Source organism: Pedobacter jeongneungensis (assembly GCF_000633455.1).
Taxonomy (GTDB): domain Bacteria; phylum Bacteroidota; class Bacteroidia; order Sphingobacteriales; family Sphingobacteriaceae; genus Pedobacter; species Pedobacter jeongneungensis_A.
The window spans coordinates 1-14,943 of record NZ_AYMG01000001.1 but is presented as its reverse complement, the minus strand read 5'-3'; the positions used below and the strand labels follow the sequence as shown (position 1 = coordinate 14,943).

The following is a 14,943-nucleotide window of genomic DNA, read 5'->3' as shown; positions in this document are numbered from 1 at the left end:
AAAGAGATATTTTTTGTAACTTGTACGCATTACGAAAATGAGATTTGAAACATCTACCATAAAGGATATTGCTAAAGCATTAGGACTGTCAACTTCAACGGTTTCGAGGGCTTTAAGAGACCGTTACGAAATTAGTGAAGAGACTAAAAAACTGGTTTTGGCCTATGCCGAAAAGGTTAATTACCGTGCCAATCCCATTGCCCGGAGCTTAAAAGAACGCCGTAGCTATTCTATTGGTATTATTGTGAGCGAAATTGCCAACAACTTCTTTTCGCAGGTGATAAATGGCATTGAATCAATTGCTTATGACAGGGATTATCATGTAATCATCTCTCAAAGCCACGAATCTTACAAGCAGGAAAAACTGAACGTTGAGCACCTGGCCTCGCGATCTATAGATGGTTTGCTGATTGCACTCTCGTCAGAAACGCAGGATATAGATTATTTGAGGAGCCTTTATGCCAAAGGTTTACCCATTGTTTTTTTTGACCGGGTGCCTAAAGACTTTGAAACCCATAAAGTCATCGCGAATAATTTTAAAGGCTCTTTTGATGCCACGGAGCACCTGATTTTATCAGGAAAGCGGATCATTGCACACTTAACCAATTCAGAAAACCTTTCGATAACGAAAGAAAGGCTGGAAGGTTACAAAGCTGCCCTGGCCAAATACCATATCGAATTTAAGCCCGAACTGGTTAAATATTGCCAGCATGGTGGTATGCACAGTGCAGAACTGGAACAAGCCGTTAAAGAACTTTTACCCTTCAATCCTGATGGGATTTTTATTTCTAGCGATCGCTTAACAACCGGCTGTATTATGGCGCTGAAAAAAACCAACCCCGAAGTGGCGCATAAAATTGCAATTGCAGGTTTCACAAACTCCAACCTGGTCGAATTGTTTAATCCATCGCTAACGTCAGTTAAACAGCCTGCATTCGAAATGGGTCAGGTAGCCACCGAGTTATTAATTTCGATGATCGAAGCAAAAAGGCCTATCACCGAATTCGAAACCAAGGTTTTGGATACAGAGCTGGTGAAGATGGCGAAGCGGTAGGCAGTTTGCGTTTAGCGCTAAGCGAAGAGCGATTGGCGTATAATTAAACGCTTAGCGCTAGTCGCCTAACGCTCCTCTCCAAACTCTCATTCTCAACTCCAAACTAATTATTACCTTTGCACCATGGTAGAAATCATATTAAAAAAGGGCAAAGAAAAAGCGGCATTACAAAGACATCCATGGGTATTTTCTGGTGCACTGGAAAAAGTTAAGGGAAAACCTGAAGATGGTGATGTGGTAAAGGTTTTTGCTTTCGACAATGAATTTCTTGCCTATGGGTATTTTAACAGCAATTCGCGTGTTGCTGTTCGCTTGTTAGAGTGGGATGAAACACAAACCATTGATAACAACTGGTACCAAAACCGTTTAAAACAGGCCATTGCTTCACGCCAGTTTATTTTAAGTGAAAAAACCAATACATGTCGTTTAGTATTTAGCGAAGCAGATTTTCTGCCGGGTTTAATTGTTGATCAATATGCTGATTTTCTTTCCCTTCAGATTTTAAGCTCTGGAATCGAAAAAGTGAAAACGGAAATTGTCGACATTTTAAGAACAGAATTAAAACCTAAAGGGATCTTTGATAAAAGTGATGCTACTGCCCGTACCCATGAAGGTTTACCCATCGAAAACGGACTGCTTTGGGGAGAAAATCCACCAGAATTTTTAGAGGTAAAAGAAAACGGAATTATTTACCATATTAATATTGCCGAAGGACAAAAATCTGGTTTTTATTGCGATCAGCGTGATAACAGAAGCATTTTAGCCAGTTATACAAAAGGTAAAAAGGTTTTAGATTGTTTTAGTTATAGTGGTGGTTTCAGTTTAAACAGTTTGGCTAATAATGCAGCAAGTGTTACCAGTGTTGATAGTTCTGCTTTGGCCGTAGAAACGTTAAAGCAAAATGTGGCTTTAAACAAATTTGATGTAAATAAAGTTACAGCCATTCAGTCGGATGTAAATAAACAATTGCGTGCTTTTAAAGAATCAGGAGAATTATTTGATGTAATTGTACTCGATCCGCCAAAATATGCGCCATCACGTTCCGCATTAGATCGTGCAGCAAGGGCCTACAAAGATTTAAACCGCTTAGGCATGTTATTGCTGGAAAAAGGAGGTTTATTAGCTACTTTCTCGTGTTCGGGTGCGGTTGATATCGAAACTTTTAAACAGATTATCGCCTGGGCAGCCCTTGATGCGGGTAAAGAAGTGCAGATCATCAAACAATTTTGTCAACCCGAAGATCATCCTGTTAGAATTTCTTTTCCAGAAGGAGAATATTTGAAGGGGTTGTTGTTAAGAGTCTTGTAGCGATATGTCGTCCTGAACGTAGTTGAAGGATCTTTGTGCTTTCGTGCCTTTGTGGTTCAATAGTTCATTTGTCATTCGTTCATTGGTTAGCATGGATCAGAAACTGATCCCACAATCCTTGGTCCTATCCCTTGGTCTGTGTCTCCACAGACCAATAATTTATATTTTCAGCCACTGAAACACGGATTAACACGGCATACTTAATTAGATTGTCAGTTCGGGGCATAATTTGGTTTTTAACAGGGATTTATGAGGTGCGGCAGCTTAGAAGTTCTGTCATTTTGATCCCGAAGATTCGGGAAGAAATCTTTTAAATTTCAATTCTTATAACTTATTTCAAAGATCTCTCCGTTCTGTTGCACTCCAGTCGAGATGACGAACCTTCTATATTGCTAATAGCCCATTTAAAGCATGGATTAGATTATTTCTCCGTGACTTCCGCGTCTCCGTGGCAAAATATAAAACCTTCTTTCTTTGTGGCTTCGTGTCTTTGTGGTTAATAACGGTTCATTGGTTCATTCGTTCATTGGTCAGCATGGTTCGGAAACTTAATACTGTCAACTCAATCCTTGGTCTGCGTCCTCACAGACCAACAATTTGTAAGTTGTAATTTCAGCCACAGATGCGCAGATTAACGCGGAGATTATAGTTCAGAATCTTTAATACCACCAACTGAAAATTGCAAGCTGAAAACTTGTTTTTTTGTTAAAACACTGTGTTATAATTCTTCCGGGTTTTCTGGCAGCTGCTCATATTCCCCTTTCCATGCATAAAAGCCAAAAATCATCAATCCTAAACTGATCGGCAGAAAAATAAACAGAATAATTCCCCATTGCAGAATGGTATTGGTGCGTTCGGTATAGGTATGTGTTAAACCCACCTTGTCAATAGCCTGTAAAAACAGGAAAGTCATGGTTAATGGACCTAGAACCATCCAAACCAAGCCTAAAAATTTCTTTAACGTGTTCATCCTTTTTGTATTAATCGTTAATGTTTTCGTCTCTCTTATTCGATAAATAAATGGTTCCTATAATTAAACTCAGTGCCGCAATACCTATCGGGTACCATAAACCTGATAATGGCGTAGAACCCGAAAAACTGGCAATTAAGGTCGCGATAAACGGAACAAGTCCACCAAAAACACCGTTCCCGATGTGGTATGGCAGCGACATGGAAGTGTACCTGATTTTGGTTGGAAACAATTCAACAAGAAAAGCCGCGATTGGCCCATAAACCATCGTTACCAATAAAATCTGGAAGAAAATTAATCCCACAAATTTCCAGAAAACTGGTGTAGCCAAAACTTTATCTTTGATCACCTCTTTACCCACAAGAACACCTTTAGTGGCAGAAACTGTATCTACCTGAACCTTATTAAAAGATGCCCCATTTTTCAATATTACTTTAATAGAAGTTGTTCTTAAGCTGTCTGGTGAATCTGCAATTAAAACAGAAGTTATAGGTGCAGGTTTTGATGATAAAATAGCAGCCTGTTCAATTTTTGAATAATCGGTGTCGTCTAAAAATATTTGATATATGGGTCGGTAAAATAAGATCCCCAGTAACATTCCGCTCAACATAATCCATTTTCTACCTACTTTGTCGCTCCATGCCCCAAAAACAACAAAAAATGGTGTGGCAAAGGCAATTCCCCAGAGCAAAATATACCTCGAATCGTTAAAATCCAGTTTGCAGGTATTTTCTAAAAAAGATTGGGCATAAAACTGGCCTGTGTACCAGATCACACCCTGCCCCATGGTAGCCCCAAAAAGAGCCAGAAGCACCATTTTAAAATTTGCCTTATTATTAAAACTTTCTTTTAACGGATTTTTAGAAACATTTCCTTCCGCTTTCAGTTTTGAAAACATGGGCGATTCGTGCATCTTCATGCGGATATAAATCGAAACCACTACCAGTACAATCGATAACAGAAAGGGAATCCGCCAGCCCCAATCGCCAAAAGTTTCTGCGCCCAGAATATTCTTGGTGATGACGATAATTCCTAAGGAAAGAAATAATCCTAAGGTAGCAGTCGTCTGGATCCAGCTGGTAAAAAAACCACGTTTATTTTTCGGTGCATGTTCTGCAACGTAGGTTGCCGCACCCCCATATTCACCACCCAAAGCCAGGCCCTGGATCAGCCTTAATATCAACACCAAAATAGGTGCTGCATAACCAATGCTTTTATAAGAGGGAATTAAACCGATAAAAAATGTCGATCCGCCCATCAGTACCAAAGTGAGTAAAAAAGTGTATTTCCGGCCGATCAAATCACCTAATCTGCCAAAAACCAATGCACCAAAGGGGCGGACAATAAATCCGGCAGCAAAAATAGCCAGGGTATTAATTAAGGCCGAAGCACCAGCATCTTCAGGAAATAATTGATGGCCAATGATGACCGCGAGGCTACCAAAAATGTAAAAATCATACCATTCTATCAGTGTGCCCAGTGATGAAGCACCAATAACTTTAAAAATGTTATTCTTGGGTAACGTTTCGCTCATAAGAAAAAAGAATATTTGGCTCTCCAAGATAAACATTTGCATAACAATCGGCAACCTGTACTGTCTGTCATTTAATTTGTTACATTGTAAAACATTTCGGCTTTAGTTTTGTATTTTCAACCATAAGAATTTGTTCCCCAAAAAATATATGCTTTTAATACAAAATATCAGATTAAGTAGAATTTTAAGAAATACATGGCATGTTGATCTGATTATGATTGCTTCTTGCACGGCAGCGTATCTTGTTCGGGAGTATTTAATTGCGCATCATTTCTCCATCCCGTCAATTATTCCAACCGTACTAGGTACAGCCATTGCCTTTTTTATTGGTTTTAACAATAATCAGGCTTACGATAGGTGGTGGGAAGCCCGGAAAGTATGGGGTGCACTTGTAAACGATTCTCGTTCGTATGCACGGGCGTTGATCAATTACGTTGATGAAGATGAAGAAAGTGTAAAACGAATGATTTACAGGCACATCGCTTTTTTGTATGCGTTAAAAGCTAATTTAAGGAACACGGTAGATGAGATTTATACCAAATATCTGCCGGAAGCCGATTTAAATGAAATTAAAAAACACAACAATGCGCACAATGCCCTGCTTAACATCCAATCGCGTGATCTGCAGAAGTTAGCAAAGGCAAATAAAATCGATGGTTTCCGTTTTATAGAAATCAACGAAATGCTGACCCGTTTTTCTGATTCGATGGGGATGAGTGAGCGGATTAAAAACACGATATTTCCAACAACCTACACTTATTTAACCAAGGTGTTTATCTGGCTGTTTGTGGTTACTTTTACCCTTGTAATCAGTCAGGATGCCGGCCCTGCTGCAATCTTTTTAGGCTGGTTAATCGGCTTCGTATTTGTATCTACACAAATTAACGGAATGAGTTTGGTTAATCCTTTCGAAAATAACTCAGCGGGTGTTCCGCTTAACCAGATTACCAGGACTATCGAAATCAACCTTTTACAGATGTTGAAAGAAGATGATATTCCGGAGCCTGTTAAGCCGATAAACGAAGAGTATATTCTTTAAACCTTTGCAGTTTTCTTTCCGATAAAGATGAAAAAGAGTGATAAAAGCCAAAAGATGAAGATTACAATAATGGCGTTCAGAATGGCTTTGGGGTAGCCTAATTGCACTACATCAATAAACGGGTAGGGATATTTGTTGATCAGATAACCTCTAATCACAATAAAAATAACATAGAGTAATGGATAAATGAGCCATGAAAGGGCCTGTTTATATTGTAAGGTTGATTTTTTAACAAAGAAAATCCAAAAAAGCAGGAAAATCAAGGGATTTACCACGTGCAGAAGTTCGTCTGCTGCCCTCGCCCAACCCACTGGAGAAACAATGCCTCTTAGCATTATATTGTAAATTAGGCCTACTACCACGATATACACCGTTATTGCAGTTAAAGTAGAGGATTTTGCAAATAGATTTTCAGTCTCATTCCATTTAAGAAAAGATAGACAGCTAAAACAAAAGGCAACAATAATATTTGTGGTTACGGTGAAGTAGGATAAAAATATTTTTGTTGTTTCCAGGTAATTGCCAGCCGAAAGATTCAAACTTACACTAAATTGAAGTGCCAGCGAAAACCATACAATTATGGAAGCACAGATAACAAAGGGCCTGAATTTTTCTTTTAGATCCATATTTTGCGAAAAGGGATGATCAGGCAAAAAATGCCTGTTTTAAAACTAAGATAAGCATTTCTAATATAATGATGTGTCTATTTGAACGTCATGAAACCAATGGAAGGTATAGATGGGTCGTCATTTCGACTGGAGCGTAGCGAAATGGAGAAATCTGTTAACATAGTTTAAAGATTTCTCCACTGCGGTGAAATGACGACCAACTATAACTGTACCTTTCGTTTTTTTATGAAAATAAAATCTACCATTGACGTTATTTTGTAATTATTTATTAATGAGCAATTTGAGGAGCTATGCATTTCCCGTCGAGTTAGGCCATAGCACCATATCTCCGTTCTACTAAAGTCCGGCCTAACATTCCGATAGCTATCGGGATCGGGCTACACTGTATTAGCCATATTACTGGCTTCGAAAGAAAAATTTTTAGCCGGTGGTTTTTGTTTTTTCATCAGTATTCATATTTTCAATGGTATTCAAGCTAGCTTCGCTGGTCTTTTTGGCAGCAAAAAGAAAGAGCCCTTTGGTGGCGGGGAGCCGGGGCAAGACCGTTCTGATGGCCAAAAAAACAATCAATTATATAAGTCATTCATATTGAATTTTATGCAATAAATTAATACTCAGAATGATAAAATATACCTTATCCATGGCCTCCCGGCGCTCACAAGCCGTTAAAACCTATTAATTCCTTTCTAACTCCGCCTTTAATTTTTCTTCAAAAAGTACAGATTTTGCTTTAAATTGGGGATCGGAGAACGAAATATTAGCCGTAGCATAAATGATTTTTCCATCCTTGCCAACTAAAATATTCGATGGGAAACCGTGATTGATATTTAACCTGCGGATTTCATCCTTGCTTAACGATACGATTTTATATTTATAGCCATTCCGTTTTTGAAAACGTTTTGCGCTTGCAGGGCTATCGTGTGTAATGCCGATAAACCTTACGCCATTTTTGCCATATTTCGATAGCAGTTTATTTAATTCTGGCATTTCTGCAATGCAGGGCGGGCATTTTTCGAACCAGAAATTAATTACGGTTACCTGGTTTTTTAAATCAAAATTGGTAAATGGTTTTTTATCAATGGTTAACCCGCTAAAAGCTGGGAGGTCTTTGCCTGCTAAATCTTCGAAGAAAGTTTCTTGAGTAGCCCATTTAACCGGTGCATCTTGCGCCAATACTGGTAAAGCAAAAATAGAAAATAGAATAATCAGGTAAATTTTCATCGGCGATAAATATAAAAAAAGTCCTACCAATGCGGCAGGACTTTATAGTTTGTTTAGCTTGGAAAATTTTTATTTAAAGGTAACCGAACCATATTCAGTTTTAACAGATACATTTGAAGCACCACCGCTGCCAATCTTGCCCGAATATTTTTTGGTTTCATCATCTTTGCTCACCATGCTTGATGTTACATTTGAGCCGTATTTAAAGCCTGCATAAGAAGTAGAAACATTAAAAGTTCCATTATAACGGTCTGCAAAACCAAGGCTTACACTTACATATTCGCCACCAAAGGTAAAGTTTCTACAGGCTGGTGTAATTTCATTTACACTTAGACGGTTGTAATCCATATTGATATTCGCATCACCATTTAAGGTGCCTAAAGTAACATTAGAATATTCTGCGTTTACCGCAATTTTACCGGCTGAAGCAATATTTAAGTCGCCATAAGCTTGTTTAGCAACCGTATTACCTTTAACCGTATTGATGTTTACTTTCGCATATTCCGAATTTAAAAGCAAGTTGCCGCCAATGGTACCAATGGTTAAACCTTTGCCATATTGAACTTTAATATCAGCCGATTTTCTGATGGTATTGATATTTACCGCAACATATTCCGCATCAAGTTCTAAGGTACCTACCGCACCAATAGTTACCGGACCATTGTATTCGTGTTTTACCACAGCAGCATTTAAATCCTGGATATCACATTTGCCGTACTGCACATTGATGTAGTTGTTGGCGTTACTTAAATTGCCTGCAACCAGATTTCCGTATTCTACTTTTAAAGAAGTTGGGCCAGCAAAGTTACCCATTTCTACGCTTCCATACTGTTGCGAAACGGTTAAAGGATTTACTGCAGGCATGTATACCGTATAAATTACTTTAATTTCCCTTCTCCAGGTGGTTACCCCGTTTTTAACACTGCGTCCATAACGTCCGTTTCTATCACCCATATTGGTTTTAACAGAAACTACATCGCCATTTTTAGTGGCGTCGATATTCACACCGTCAATCAGCCTTTGTACATCGCTATCCGAATTGCTGTAAACTTTAATATCTACATCAACCTTTACTTCTTTCCTGTCCCAGGTTTTAATGGTAATTGATCCGTATTGGTTATTTAAATTAACCTTATCGTTATTGTCTACGCTAAAACTCTTGCTAAAAGATTTAGAACGTTCGGCATCGCTTCCTGTTTGTGTTGATTTGGAATAGCTAACCATAGCCAGTGAAGTCGATTTATCGGCAGCTTCTGCAACTACTTTTTCAGTTGGACTATTCACCGCAATTTCTTGCGCATTGGTTTTTACGGCGATTAAAGCCATAAAGGCCAGAAATATTTTTATTGTTTTCATGTTGTTAATTGTTAAACATTTAAGGTTTACACCTGCCGGCTGGTCATAAACATTTAAATGTAGTGAGCGTACCCCTCCTGGTATTAAGTAGCGTGAATCGGGTATAAGGCCGATTCTGCTATTATTTAATTTTGCTTTTGCTGCTTGCAGCTTAAATTTGGTTAACCCTTTTGTAATCGTCAACCTGGTTAATAATCAATAATTGTTGTTTTAATAACTGTAGTTGTATTTCGCGGTTTTTAACCATCGCCTTTACCACAAAAGTTTGGTTGGGCGAGGTTGGCAGTTCTGCTTTTAACCTTTCGTAATCTTCATCAAGCTTTCTCAGGTCGGCAGTAAATTTTTTGTATAATTCTGGATTTGCCGAGGCGAAAATGGCTAAACTGTCTCTTTTTTCAGTAATTAATCCTGCAAAATGGACTTCTTTTTTTGCGTATGAAGCACTAACGTCGGCTATTTCTAAATCTTTGTTTTGTAACCTTCCGGCGTATAACCAAACTAAACCGAAAACGACTACGATAGCTGCTGCTGCACTCATCCATAAATACAGCTTTACCGGCTTTTTTTTCGTTCTGGCATCTAAACCTTGTTCAATCTTTGCCCAAAGATCGGCCGATGGCTCCATAATATCAAAAGACTTACGGTTATCCTTTACAAAGGTTTCTAATCTATTATTCATCTCTCATCCCTTTCTGTTCTAAAATACTTTTTAACTTCTTTTTTGCCCTCATATATTGTGTACGGCTGGTATTTTCACTTATTTTTAAAATGTGTGCAATTTCTTCATGATCATAACCTTCTAAAAGGTATAAACTCAATACTACCCTATAACCATCTGGCAATTGGGTAATGGCTGCTCTGATTTCTTCAGCCTGTAACTGCACTTCACTGTCATCAAAACTATCTTCATCCGGCACTTCCGATATTTCGTCTGTACTTACAAATTCCATTTTGCGTTTACGCAGGTAATTGATGGATTTGTTAATCACAATCTGTTTTAGCCAAAGTCCGAATGTGGTTTCCTGTCTAAAATCAACAATTCTGGTAAATGCATCCAAAAATGCTTCCTGTAAAACATCTTCAGCCTCTTCCTCATAATTTAAAATGCGCAGCGCCACATTATACATGGCCTTTGCATACAGCTTGTACAATTCAAACTGCGCTGCGCGGCTGCCCTGCATGCATTTTTTTACTAGTTCCAGGTTTTTATCGATGTATACGGCTTCCAAAATTTCGAATATTCTGATTATAAGACATAAGGGATTTTAAAACGTTGCATCAAGGTAGAAAAAAAGTTTAGAAATATATTAATACAGTATTAAGATAGAATCAAATATACTTTCATACTGAGGAAGGAAGCATCATTGCTCTATGAAATAACTCCTTTCATATCCAAAAAAAGGCATTTTACAATTAATAGGAAATTAATGGTTCTGTGCTTTTGGCATTTTCATTCCCGCTTTTTAGTACGAGTTCCGATGAAGAATCGGAAGCTCTTCCCGGCATCCGATAGCTATCGGATCGGGTTTAGATACCAAGTTTGGTGCATTGAAAACGAACCTTTGTTAAATAAACCTGACAGGAGCGGGCATCCCGATTTTTTCCAATCGGGATAAAGCGGACGGCGGGACTACAGCACCTATGAAATGCTATCCTTTCATTTCCGGAATATGAAAAGCATTTTATAATTAATAGGAAATGAGTGGTTCTGTGCTTTTAGCATTTTCAGCCCTGCTTTCCCTCCAGCCAATTTGAAGGAAATTGGCGTCCGTCCAATCAGGTTTATTTAACCTGGGCCGGTGCAGGAAAGCCAAACCGCTGTTAACTAAACCCGACAAAAGCGTGCATCCCGATTTTTTCCAATCGGGATAAAGCGGATGGCGGACTACAGCACCTATGAAATGCTATCTTTTCATCTCCGGAATATGAAAAACATTTTATAATTAATAGGAAATGAGTGGTTCTGTGCTTTTAGCATTTTCAGCCCTGCTTTCCCTCCAGCCAATTTGAAGGAAATTGGCGTCCGTCCAATCAGGTTTATTTAACCTGGGCCGGTGCAGGAAAGCCAAACCGCTGTTAACTAAACCCGACAAAAGCGTGCATCCCGATTTTTTCCAATCGGGATAAAGCGGATGGCGGGACTACAGCACCAATGAAACACTATCCTTTCATTTTCAAAACACAAAAATAATTTATACTCAATACAAAACAAGCAGTTTTACGGTTTAACATTTGTGGAAAATAGAATGCAGGATCATCATAAATTTGAAAACCCTGATACAAACCATTAACTTCATGCCATGGAAACCGATTTAATTATTTCAGCAATTAACGATCTACACCAAAAAGCAAACCTGGCCTTAGAGAATAAAGATGCAACCGCTTATACAGCTATGTTTGACGATAGCTTAACTTATACTCCGTTTGAAAAACCAACCATAAACAAACGCGATTTTACCATCGATTTAAAAAAATATTTGAGCGGGACTAAAGAAATCCATTCCAGTTATTACCGGATAAAGTCATCTATGGTAGATGATGTTTTTACCGAAAAAATAGCCCGTAAATCGGTTCTTTTAAAACCTAAAATGCTCGTTTTATCTAAAAAACAGACCATACAGGCTGAAGAAATATACCATTGGAAAAATATTAAGAATGAGTGGAAAGTGGTTGCGCTCGAAATTGTGTTAGAAGAAAAGTATTAAAATAAAGTATAGTTCCTAATTTTTTGACCTACATCAAAGTTTAAGGTTTTTGATACCTGCACTTTTGCAGTATTAAAAATATAAACTTTATAAAAATGAAAAAAGAATACTTTAGATACATCAACACGTTGTTTGTGGTAATACCCATGACTTTAATTATGGCCTTTGTTGGCCTAATGCGCAATTATGGTTTTGGTGAAGATTGGATATCAAATTTTTAAAAGCGTGGAGCGTGATGCTGCCCGTAGCCTATTTTGCGGCATTTATCATTATCCCCAACGCAAGGAAGCTGGCCGAAAAAATAACTTCGAAAACCTAAACATGATTATATTTGGTTAAGCCTAAATTTAAATGCACAAACAGCTTTCAGATTATATAAGAGAAAAAATCACAATCAGCGATCCGGATATGGAGACTGTATTCTCTTTTTTCAAAATAATGGAAGTAAAGAAGAATGAAGTCCTGATCAGTCCGGGCGAAACAAGCCAACGGATTTATTTTGTTGGCAAAGGCTGTTTGCGGATTTTTTTCCTAACTGAAGGTGGTACCGAAGCCACCAGGCATTTTGCTTTCGAAAACCAGTTTGCCACTGCTTTGGTCAGTTTCATTACCAACGAAACTTCAAAAGAATTTGTGCAGGCCATAGAAGATACCGAACTATATTACATTTCGCAGAACGACTTTTACTTCCTGCTTAAAATTATTCCCCAATGGGAGAAACTGTACCGCCATTACCTGGAATATGCGTATGTAACCAACACCAATCGCCTAATGTCGTTTATAACGCTCGACGCCACTGAACGTTACCGCCAGCTGCTGGCGCAAAATCCAAACGTGGTGATGCGTATGCCGAATAAAATGGTTGCCTCTTATCTGAATATTTCTCAAGAAACGCTGAGCAGATTGAAATCAAAAGCATAAATTCAATCAAGGCACTGAAATAGTATTATTTTTTCTTTGTGTTCTTCGTGGTCAAAAAAAGGCAAATCGGTTATCACAAAATTTCCTTAAATCTTCTATTCTAAACTTTAAAACAAAATCGGTATTTTTGCCGCTCAATTTAGATTACTATATATGTTAAGAACAGTAACTTGTGGCGCATTAAACCTAAATAACTTAGGCGAAAGTGTTACGCTATGTGGTTGGGTACAAAAATCAAGAGATTTAGGCGGTATGACTTTTATCGACATCCGCGATCGTTATGGTATTACTCAGTTGGTTTTTAACATGGACGATAATAAAGCGCTTTGCGAAACTGCACGTACATTAGGTCGTGAGTTTGTAATTAAAGCAGTTGGTACCGTTGTAGAAAGAAGCAACAAAAACCCAAAAATGTCAACCGGTGATGTAGAAATTAAAGTTTCTGCTTTAGAGATTTTAAATGCGGCAAAATTACCTCCGTTTATGATTGATGATGAAACAGATGGTGGTGATGAGTTGCGTATGAAATACCGTTATCTGGATTTACGTCGTAACCCGGTGCGTAATAACCTGGTTTTGCGTCATAAGATGGCACAATCGGTTCGCCGTTATCTGGATGCCTTAGATTTTATTGAGGTAGAAACACCTGTATTAATTAAATCAACACCAGAAGGTGCAAGGGATTTCGTGGTGCCTAGCCGTATGAACGAAGGCGAGTTTTATGCTTTACCGCAATCGCCGCAAACCTTTAAACAATTGTTGATGGTTTCGGGTTTCGACCGTTATTTCCAGATTGTAAAATGTTTCAGGGATGAAGATTTAAGAGCAGACCGTCAGCCTGAGTTTACCCAGATTGACTGCGAAATGTCGTTCATCGAACAGGAAGATATATTAAATACTTTTGAAGGATTGATCCGTACTTTATTTAAAGAAGTGCGCAATTACGATTTACCAGAAGTTCCGCGGATGCAATATGCAGATGCAATGCGTTTATACGGTTCTGATAAGCCAGATACCCGTTTCGAAATGAAATTCGTTGAGCTTAACGATTTGGTAAAAGGAAAAGGTTTTCCTGTGTTTGATAACGCTGAATTGGTTGTTGGTATCAATGCAAAAGGTGCTGCAAGTTATACCCGTAAACAATTGGACGAACTGACCGATTTTATTAAACGCCCGCAAATTGGTGCTACAGGTTTAATTTATGCCCGCCATAACGATGATGGAACAATTAAGTCATCAGTAGATAAATTCTTTAACGAAGAAGACCTTAAACAATGGAGCGAAGCTTTCGGAACAGAAAAAGGCGATTTATTGTTGATTTTAGCGGGTTCTACTGATAAAGTACGTAAACAGCTAAACGAGCTTCGTTTAGAAATGGGTAACCGTTTGGGTTTACGTGATAAAAATACATTTTCGGCCCTTTGGGTATTGGATTTCCCGCTTTTAGAATGGGATGAAGAAACTGAACGTTACCATGCGATGCACCACCCGTTCACTTCGCCAAAACCTGAAGATATTGCTTTGTTGGATACTGACCCTAAAAATGTACGTGCCAATGCTTACGATATGGTAATCAACGGAACTGAAGTTGGTGGCGGATCTATCCGTATCCACGACCGGGCATTGCAGGCTTTAATGTTTAAACATTTAGGTTTTAGTGCGGAAGAAGCACAAAAGCAATTTGGTTTCTTAATGGATGCTTTTGAATTTGGTGCACCTCCGCACGGTGGTATTGCTTTCGGTTTCGATCGTTTAACTTCAATTTTCGCAGGTTTAGATTCAATCCGCGATGTAATTGCTTTCCCTAAAAATAACTCTGGTAGAGATGTAATGATCGATAGCCCGAGTACCATTGATGAGAAACAATTGAAAGAATTGAAGATTAAGACTGATTTATAGTTTCATTAGTTACCTGGCCATTGGTTCATTAGTCATTGGTCATTAGGCTGGGAGCAGAATACACAGTTTGCTAAAGGCTAATGATGAATAGTCACGATTTATAAATACTTAATCAACATGAAAAAGCCTCAGAATTTTTATGCAGTGCCCCCAAAAAGTTAGACACTTTATGGGGGCATTTTTATGAGTAGAAAAGTTAAGCATAGCTTAGAATTTAAATTGGCTATCGTCAATCAGATCTTAAAAGGAGATAAATCTCTGGCCACAATCTCAAGAGAAAATGGTCTTGAACGTCGCATGGTGCTTC

General features: G+C 38.3%; 15 protein-coding genes. 8 read left to right on the top strand and 7 right to left on the bottom strand.

What is annotated here, in order from left to right; genetic code table 11:
• Positions 1-37 precede the first annotated feature (37 nt).
• Both U859_RS0100090 and U859_RS0100085 read left to right on the top strand, forming a co-directional pair.
• Positions 38-1,054, top strand: coding sequence for a LacI family DNA-binding transcriptional regulator (locus tag U859_RS0100090; protein WP_025141408.1), 1,017 nt, complete (start codon positions 38-40; stop codon positions 1,052-1,054).
• Between the two features lie 123 nt (positions 1,055-1,177).
• Entirely contained in the window at positions 1,178-2,362 is a 1,185-nt protein-coding gene (locus tag U859_RS0100085; protein ID WP_025141407.1) for a class I SAM-dependent rRNA methyltransferase, read from the top strand.
• 718 nt (positions 2,363-3,080) lie between these two features.
• On the opposite strand, the gene U859_RS0100080 is transcribed toward U859_RS0100085, so the two are convergent.
• Positions 3,081-3,332, bottom strand: coding sequence for a DUF6814 family protein (locus tag U859_RS0100080; protein ID WP_025141406.1), 252 nt, complete (start codon positions 3,330-3,332; stop codon positions 3,081-3,083).
• 10 nt (positions 3,333-3,342) lie between these two features.
• Positions 3,343-4,866 (bottom strand): MFS transporter, encoded by a 1,524-nt coding sequence (locus U859_RS0100075; RefSeq protein ID WP_025141405.1) that lies wholly within the window; start codon positions 4,864-4,866, stop codon positions 3,343-3,345.
• 148 nt (positions 4,867-5,014) lie between these two features.
• Here U859_RS0100075 and U859_RS0100070 point away from each other — a divergent pair, with 148 nt between their 5' ends.
• On the top strand, positions 5,015-5,905 hold the full coding sequence (locus U859_RS0100070; RefSeq protein WP_025141404.1) for a bestrophin family protein: 891 nt from the start codon (positions 5,015-5,017) through the stop codon (positions 5,903-5,905).
• Here U859_RS0100070 and U859_RS0100065 read toward each other — a convergent pair.
• From U859_RS0100065 to U859_RS0100040, 5 genes are all read right to left on the bottom strand, one after another.
• Entirely contained in the window at positions 5,902-6,531 is a 630-nt protein-coding gene (locus tag U859_RS0100065) for a Pr6Pr family membrane protein (RefSeq protein WP_025141403.1), read from the bottom strand. The genes U859_RS0100070 and U859_RS0100065 overlap by 4 nt on opposite strands.
• A gap of 678 nt (positions 6,532-7,209) precedes the next feature.
• On the bottom strand, positions 7,210-7,755 hold the full coding sequence (locus U859_RS0100055) for a TlpA family protein disulfide reductase (protein WP_025141402.1): 546 nt from the start codon (positions 7,753-7,755) through the stop codon (positions 7,210-7,212).
• A 69-nt stretch (positions 7,756-7,824) separates the two neighbouring features.
• Entirely contained in the window at positions 7,825-9,111 is a 1,287-nt protein-coding gene (locus U859_RS0100050; RefSeq protein WP_240182994.1) for a hypothetical protein, read from the bottom strand.
• Positions 9,112-9,262: 151 nt separating this feature from the next.
• Complete coding sequence (locus U859_RS0100045) at positions 9,263-9,790, bottom strand: hypothetical protein (RefSeq protein WP_025141400.1); 528 nt, start codon at positions 9,788-9,790, stop codon at positions 9,263-9,265.
• Complete coding sequence (locus U859_RS0100040) at positions 9,783-10,340, bottom strand: RNA polymerase sigma factor (protein WP_025141399.1); 558 nt, start codon at positions 10,338-10,340, stop codon at positions 9,783-9,785. The genes U859_RS0100045 and U859_RS0100040 overlap by 8 nt, the downstream gene beginning before the upstream one ends.
• 1,071 nt (positions 10,341-11,411) lie before the next feature.
• Between U859_RS0100040 and U859_RS0100025 the strand changes: the two genes are divergently transcribed.
• The 5 genes from U859_RS0100025 (at position 11,412) to aspS (ending at position 14,636) form a co-directional block, all read left to right on the top strand.
• Positions 11,412-11,816, top strand: a complete 405-nt coding sequence (locus U859_RS0100025; protein WP_025141398.1) for a hypothetical protein — start codon at positions 11,412-11,414, stop codon at positions 11,814-11,816.
• A 95-nt stretch (positions 11,817-11,911) separates the two neighbouring features.
• On the top strand, positions 11,912-12,037 hold the full coding sequence (locus tag U859_RS32435; protein WP_262496773.1) for a hypothetical protein: 126 nt from the start codon (positions 11,912-11,914) through the stop codon (positions 12,035-12,037).
• 14 nt (positions 12,038-12,051) lie between these two features.
• A complete protein-coding gene (locus U859_RS32605; RefSeq protein ID WP_410477216.1) occupies positions 12,052-12,135 on the top strand; it encodes a hypothetical protein in 84 nt (27 codons plus the stop codon).
• Between the two features lie 32 nt (positions 12,136-12,167).
• Complete coding sequence (locus U859_RS0100015) at positions 12,168-12,737, top strand: Crp/Fnr family transcriptional regulator (protein ID WP_025141397.1); 570 nt, start codon at positions 12,168-12,170, stop codon at positions 12,735-12,737.
• Between the two features lie 153 nt (positions 12,738-12,890).
• Positions 12,891-14,636 (top strand): aspartate--tRNA ligase, encoded by a 1,746-nt coding sequence (gene aspS / locus U859_RS0100010; protein ID WP_025141396.1) that lies wholly within the window; start codon positions 12,891-12,893, stop codon positions 14,634-14,636.
• Positions 14,637-14,943: the final 307 nt, after the last annotated feature.

What these genes read in the sequence shown, in the direction of transcription:
- U859_RS0100015 (WP_025141397.1), top strand. Translation starts at nt 12,168, where the DNA reads ATGCACAAACAGCTTTCAGATTATATAAGAGAAAAAATCACAATCAGC.
- U859_RS0100070 (WP_025141404.1), top strand. Translation starts at nt 5,015, where the DNA reads ATGCTTTTAATACAAAATATCAGATTAAGTAGAATTTTAAGAAATACA.
- U859_RS0100055 (WP_025141402.1), bottom strand. Translation starts at nt 7,755, where the DNA reads ATGAAAATTTACCTGATTATTCTATTTTCTATTTTTGCTTTACCAGTA.
- U859_RS0100065 (WP_025141403.1), bottom strand. Translation starts at nt 6,531, where the DNA reads ATGGATCTAAAAGAAAAATTCAGGCCCTTTGTTATCTGTGCTTCCATA.
- U859_RS0100085 (WP_025141407.1), top strand. Translation starts at nt 1,178, where the DNA reads ATGGTAGAAATCATATTAAAAAAGGGCAAAGAAAAAGCGGCATTACAA.
- U859_RS0100050 (WP_240182994.1), bottom strand. Translation starts at nt 9,111, where the DNA reads ATGAAAACAATAAAAATATTTCTGGCCTTTATGGCTTTAATCGCCGTA.
- U859_RS32435 (WP_262496773.1), top strand. Translation starts at nt 11,912, where the DNA reads ATGAAAAAAGAATACTTTAGATACATCAACACGTTGTTTGTGGTAATA.
- U859_RS0100080 (WP_025141406.1), bottom strand. Translation starts at nt 3,332, where the DNA reads ATGAACACGTTAAAGAAATTTTTAGGCTTGGTTTGGATGGTTCTAGGT.
- U859_RS0100045 (WP_025141400.1), bottom strand. Translation starts at nt 9,790, where the DNA reads ATGAATAATAGATTAGAAACCTTTGTAAAGGATAACCGTAAGTCTTTT.
- U859_RS0100090 (WP_025141408.1), top strand. Translation starts at nt 38, where the DNA reads ATGAGATTTGAAACATCTACCATAAAGGATATTGCTAAAGCATTAGGA.
- U859_RS0100075 (WP_025141405.1), bottom strand. Translation starts at nt 4,866, where the DNA reads ATGAGCGAAACGTTACCCAAGAATAACATTTTTAAAGTTATTGGTGCT.
- U859_RS32605 (WP_410477216.1), top strand. Translation starts at nt 12,052, where the DNA reads ATGCTGCCCGTAGCCTATTTTGCGGCATTTATCATTATCCCCAACGCA.
- U859_RS0100025 (WP_025141398.1), top strand. Translation starts at nt 11,412, where the DNA reads ATGGAAACCGATTTAATTATTTCAGCAATTAACGATCTACACCAAAAA.
- aspS (WP_025141396.1), top strand. Translation starts at nt 12,891, where the DNA reads ATGTTAAGAACAGTAACTTGTGGCGCATTAAACCTAAATAACTTAGGC.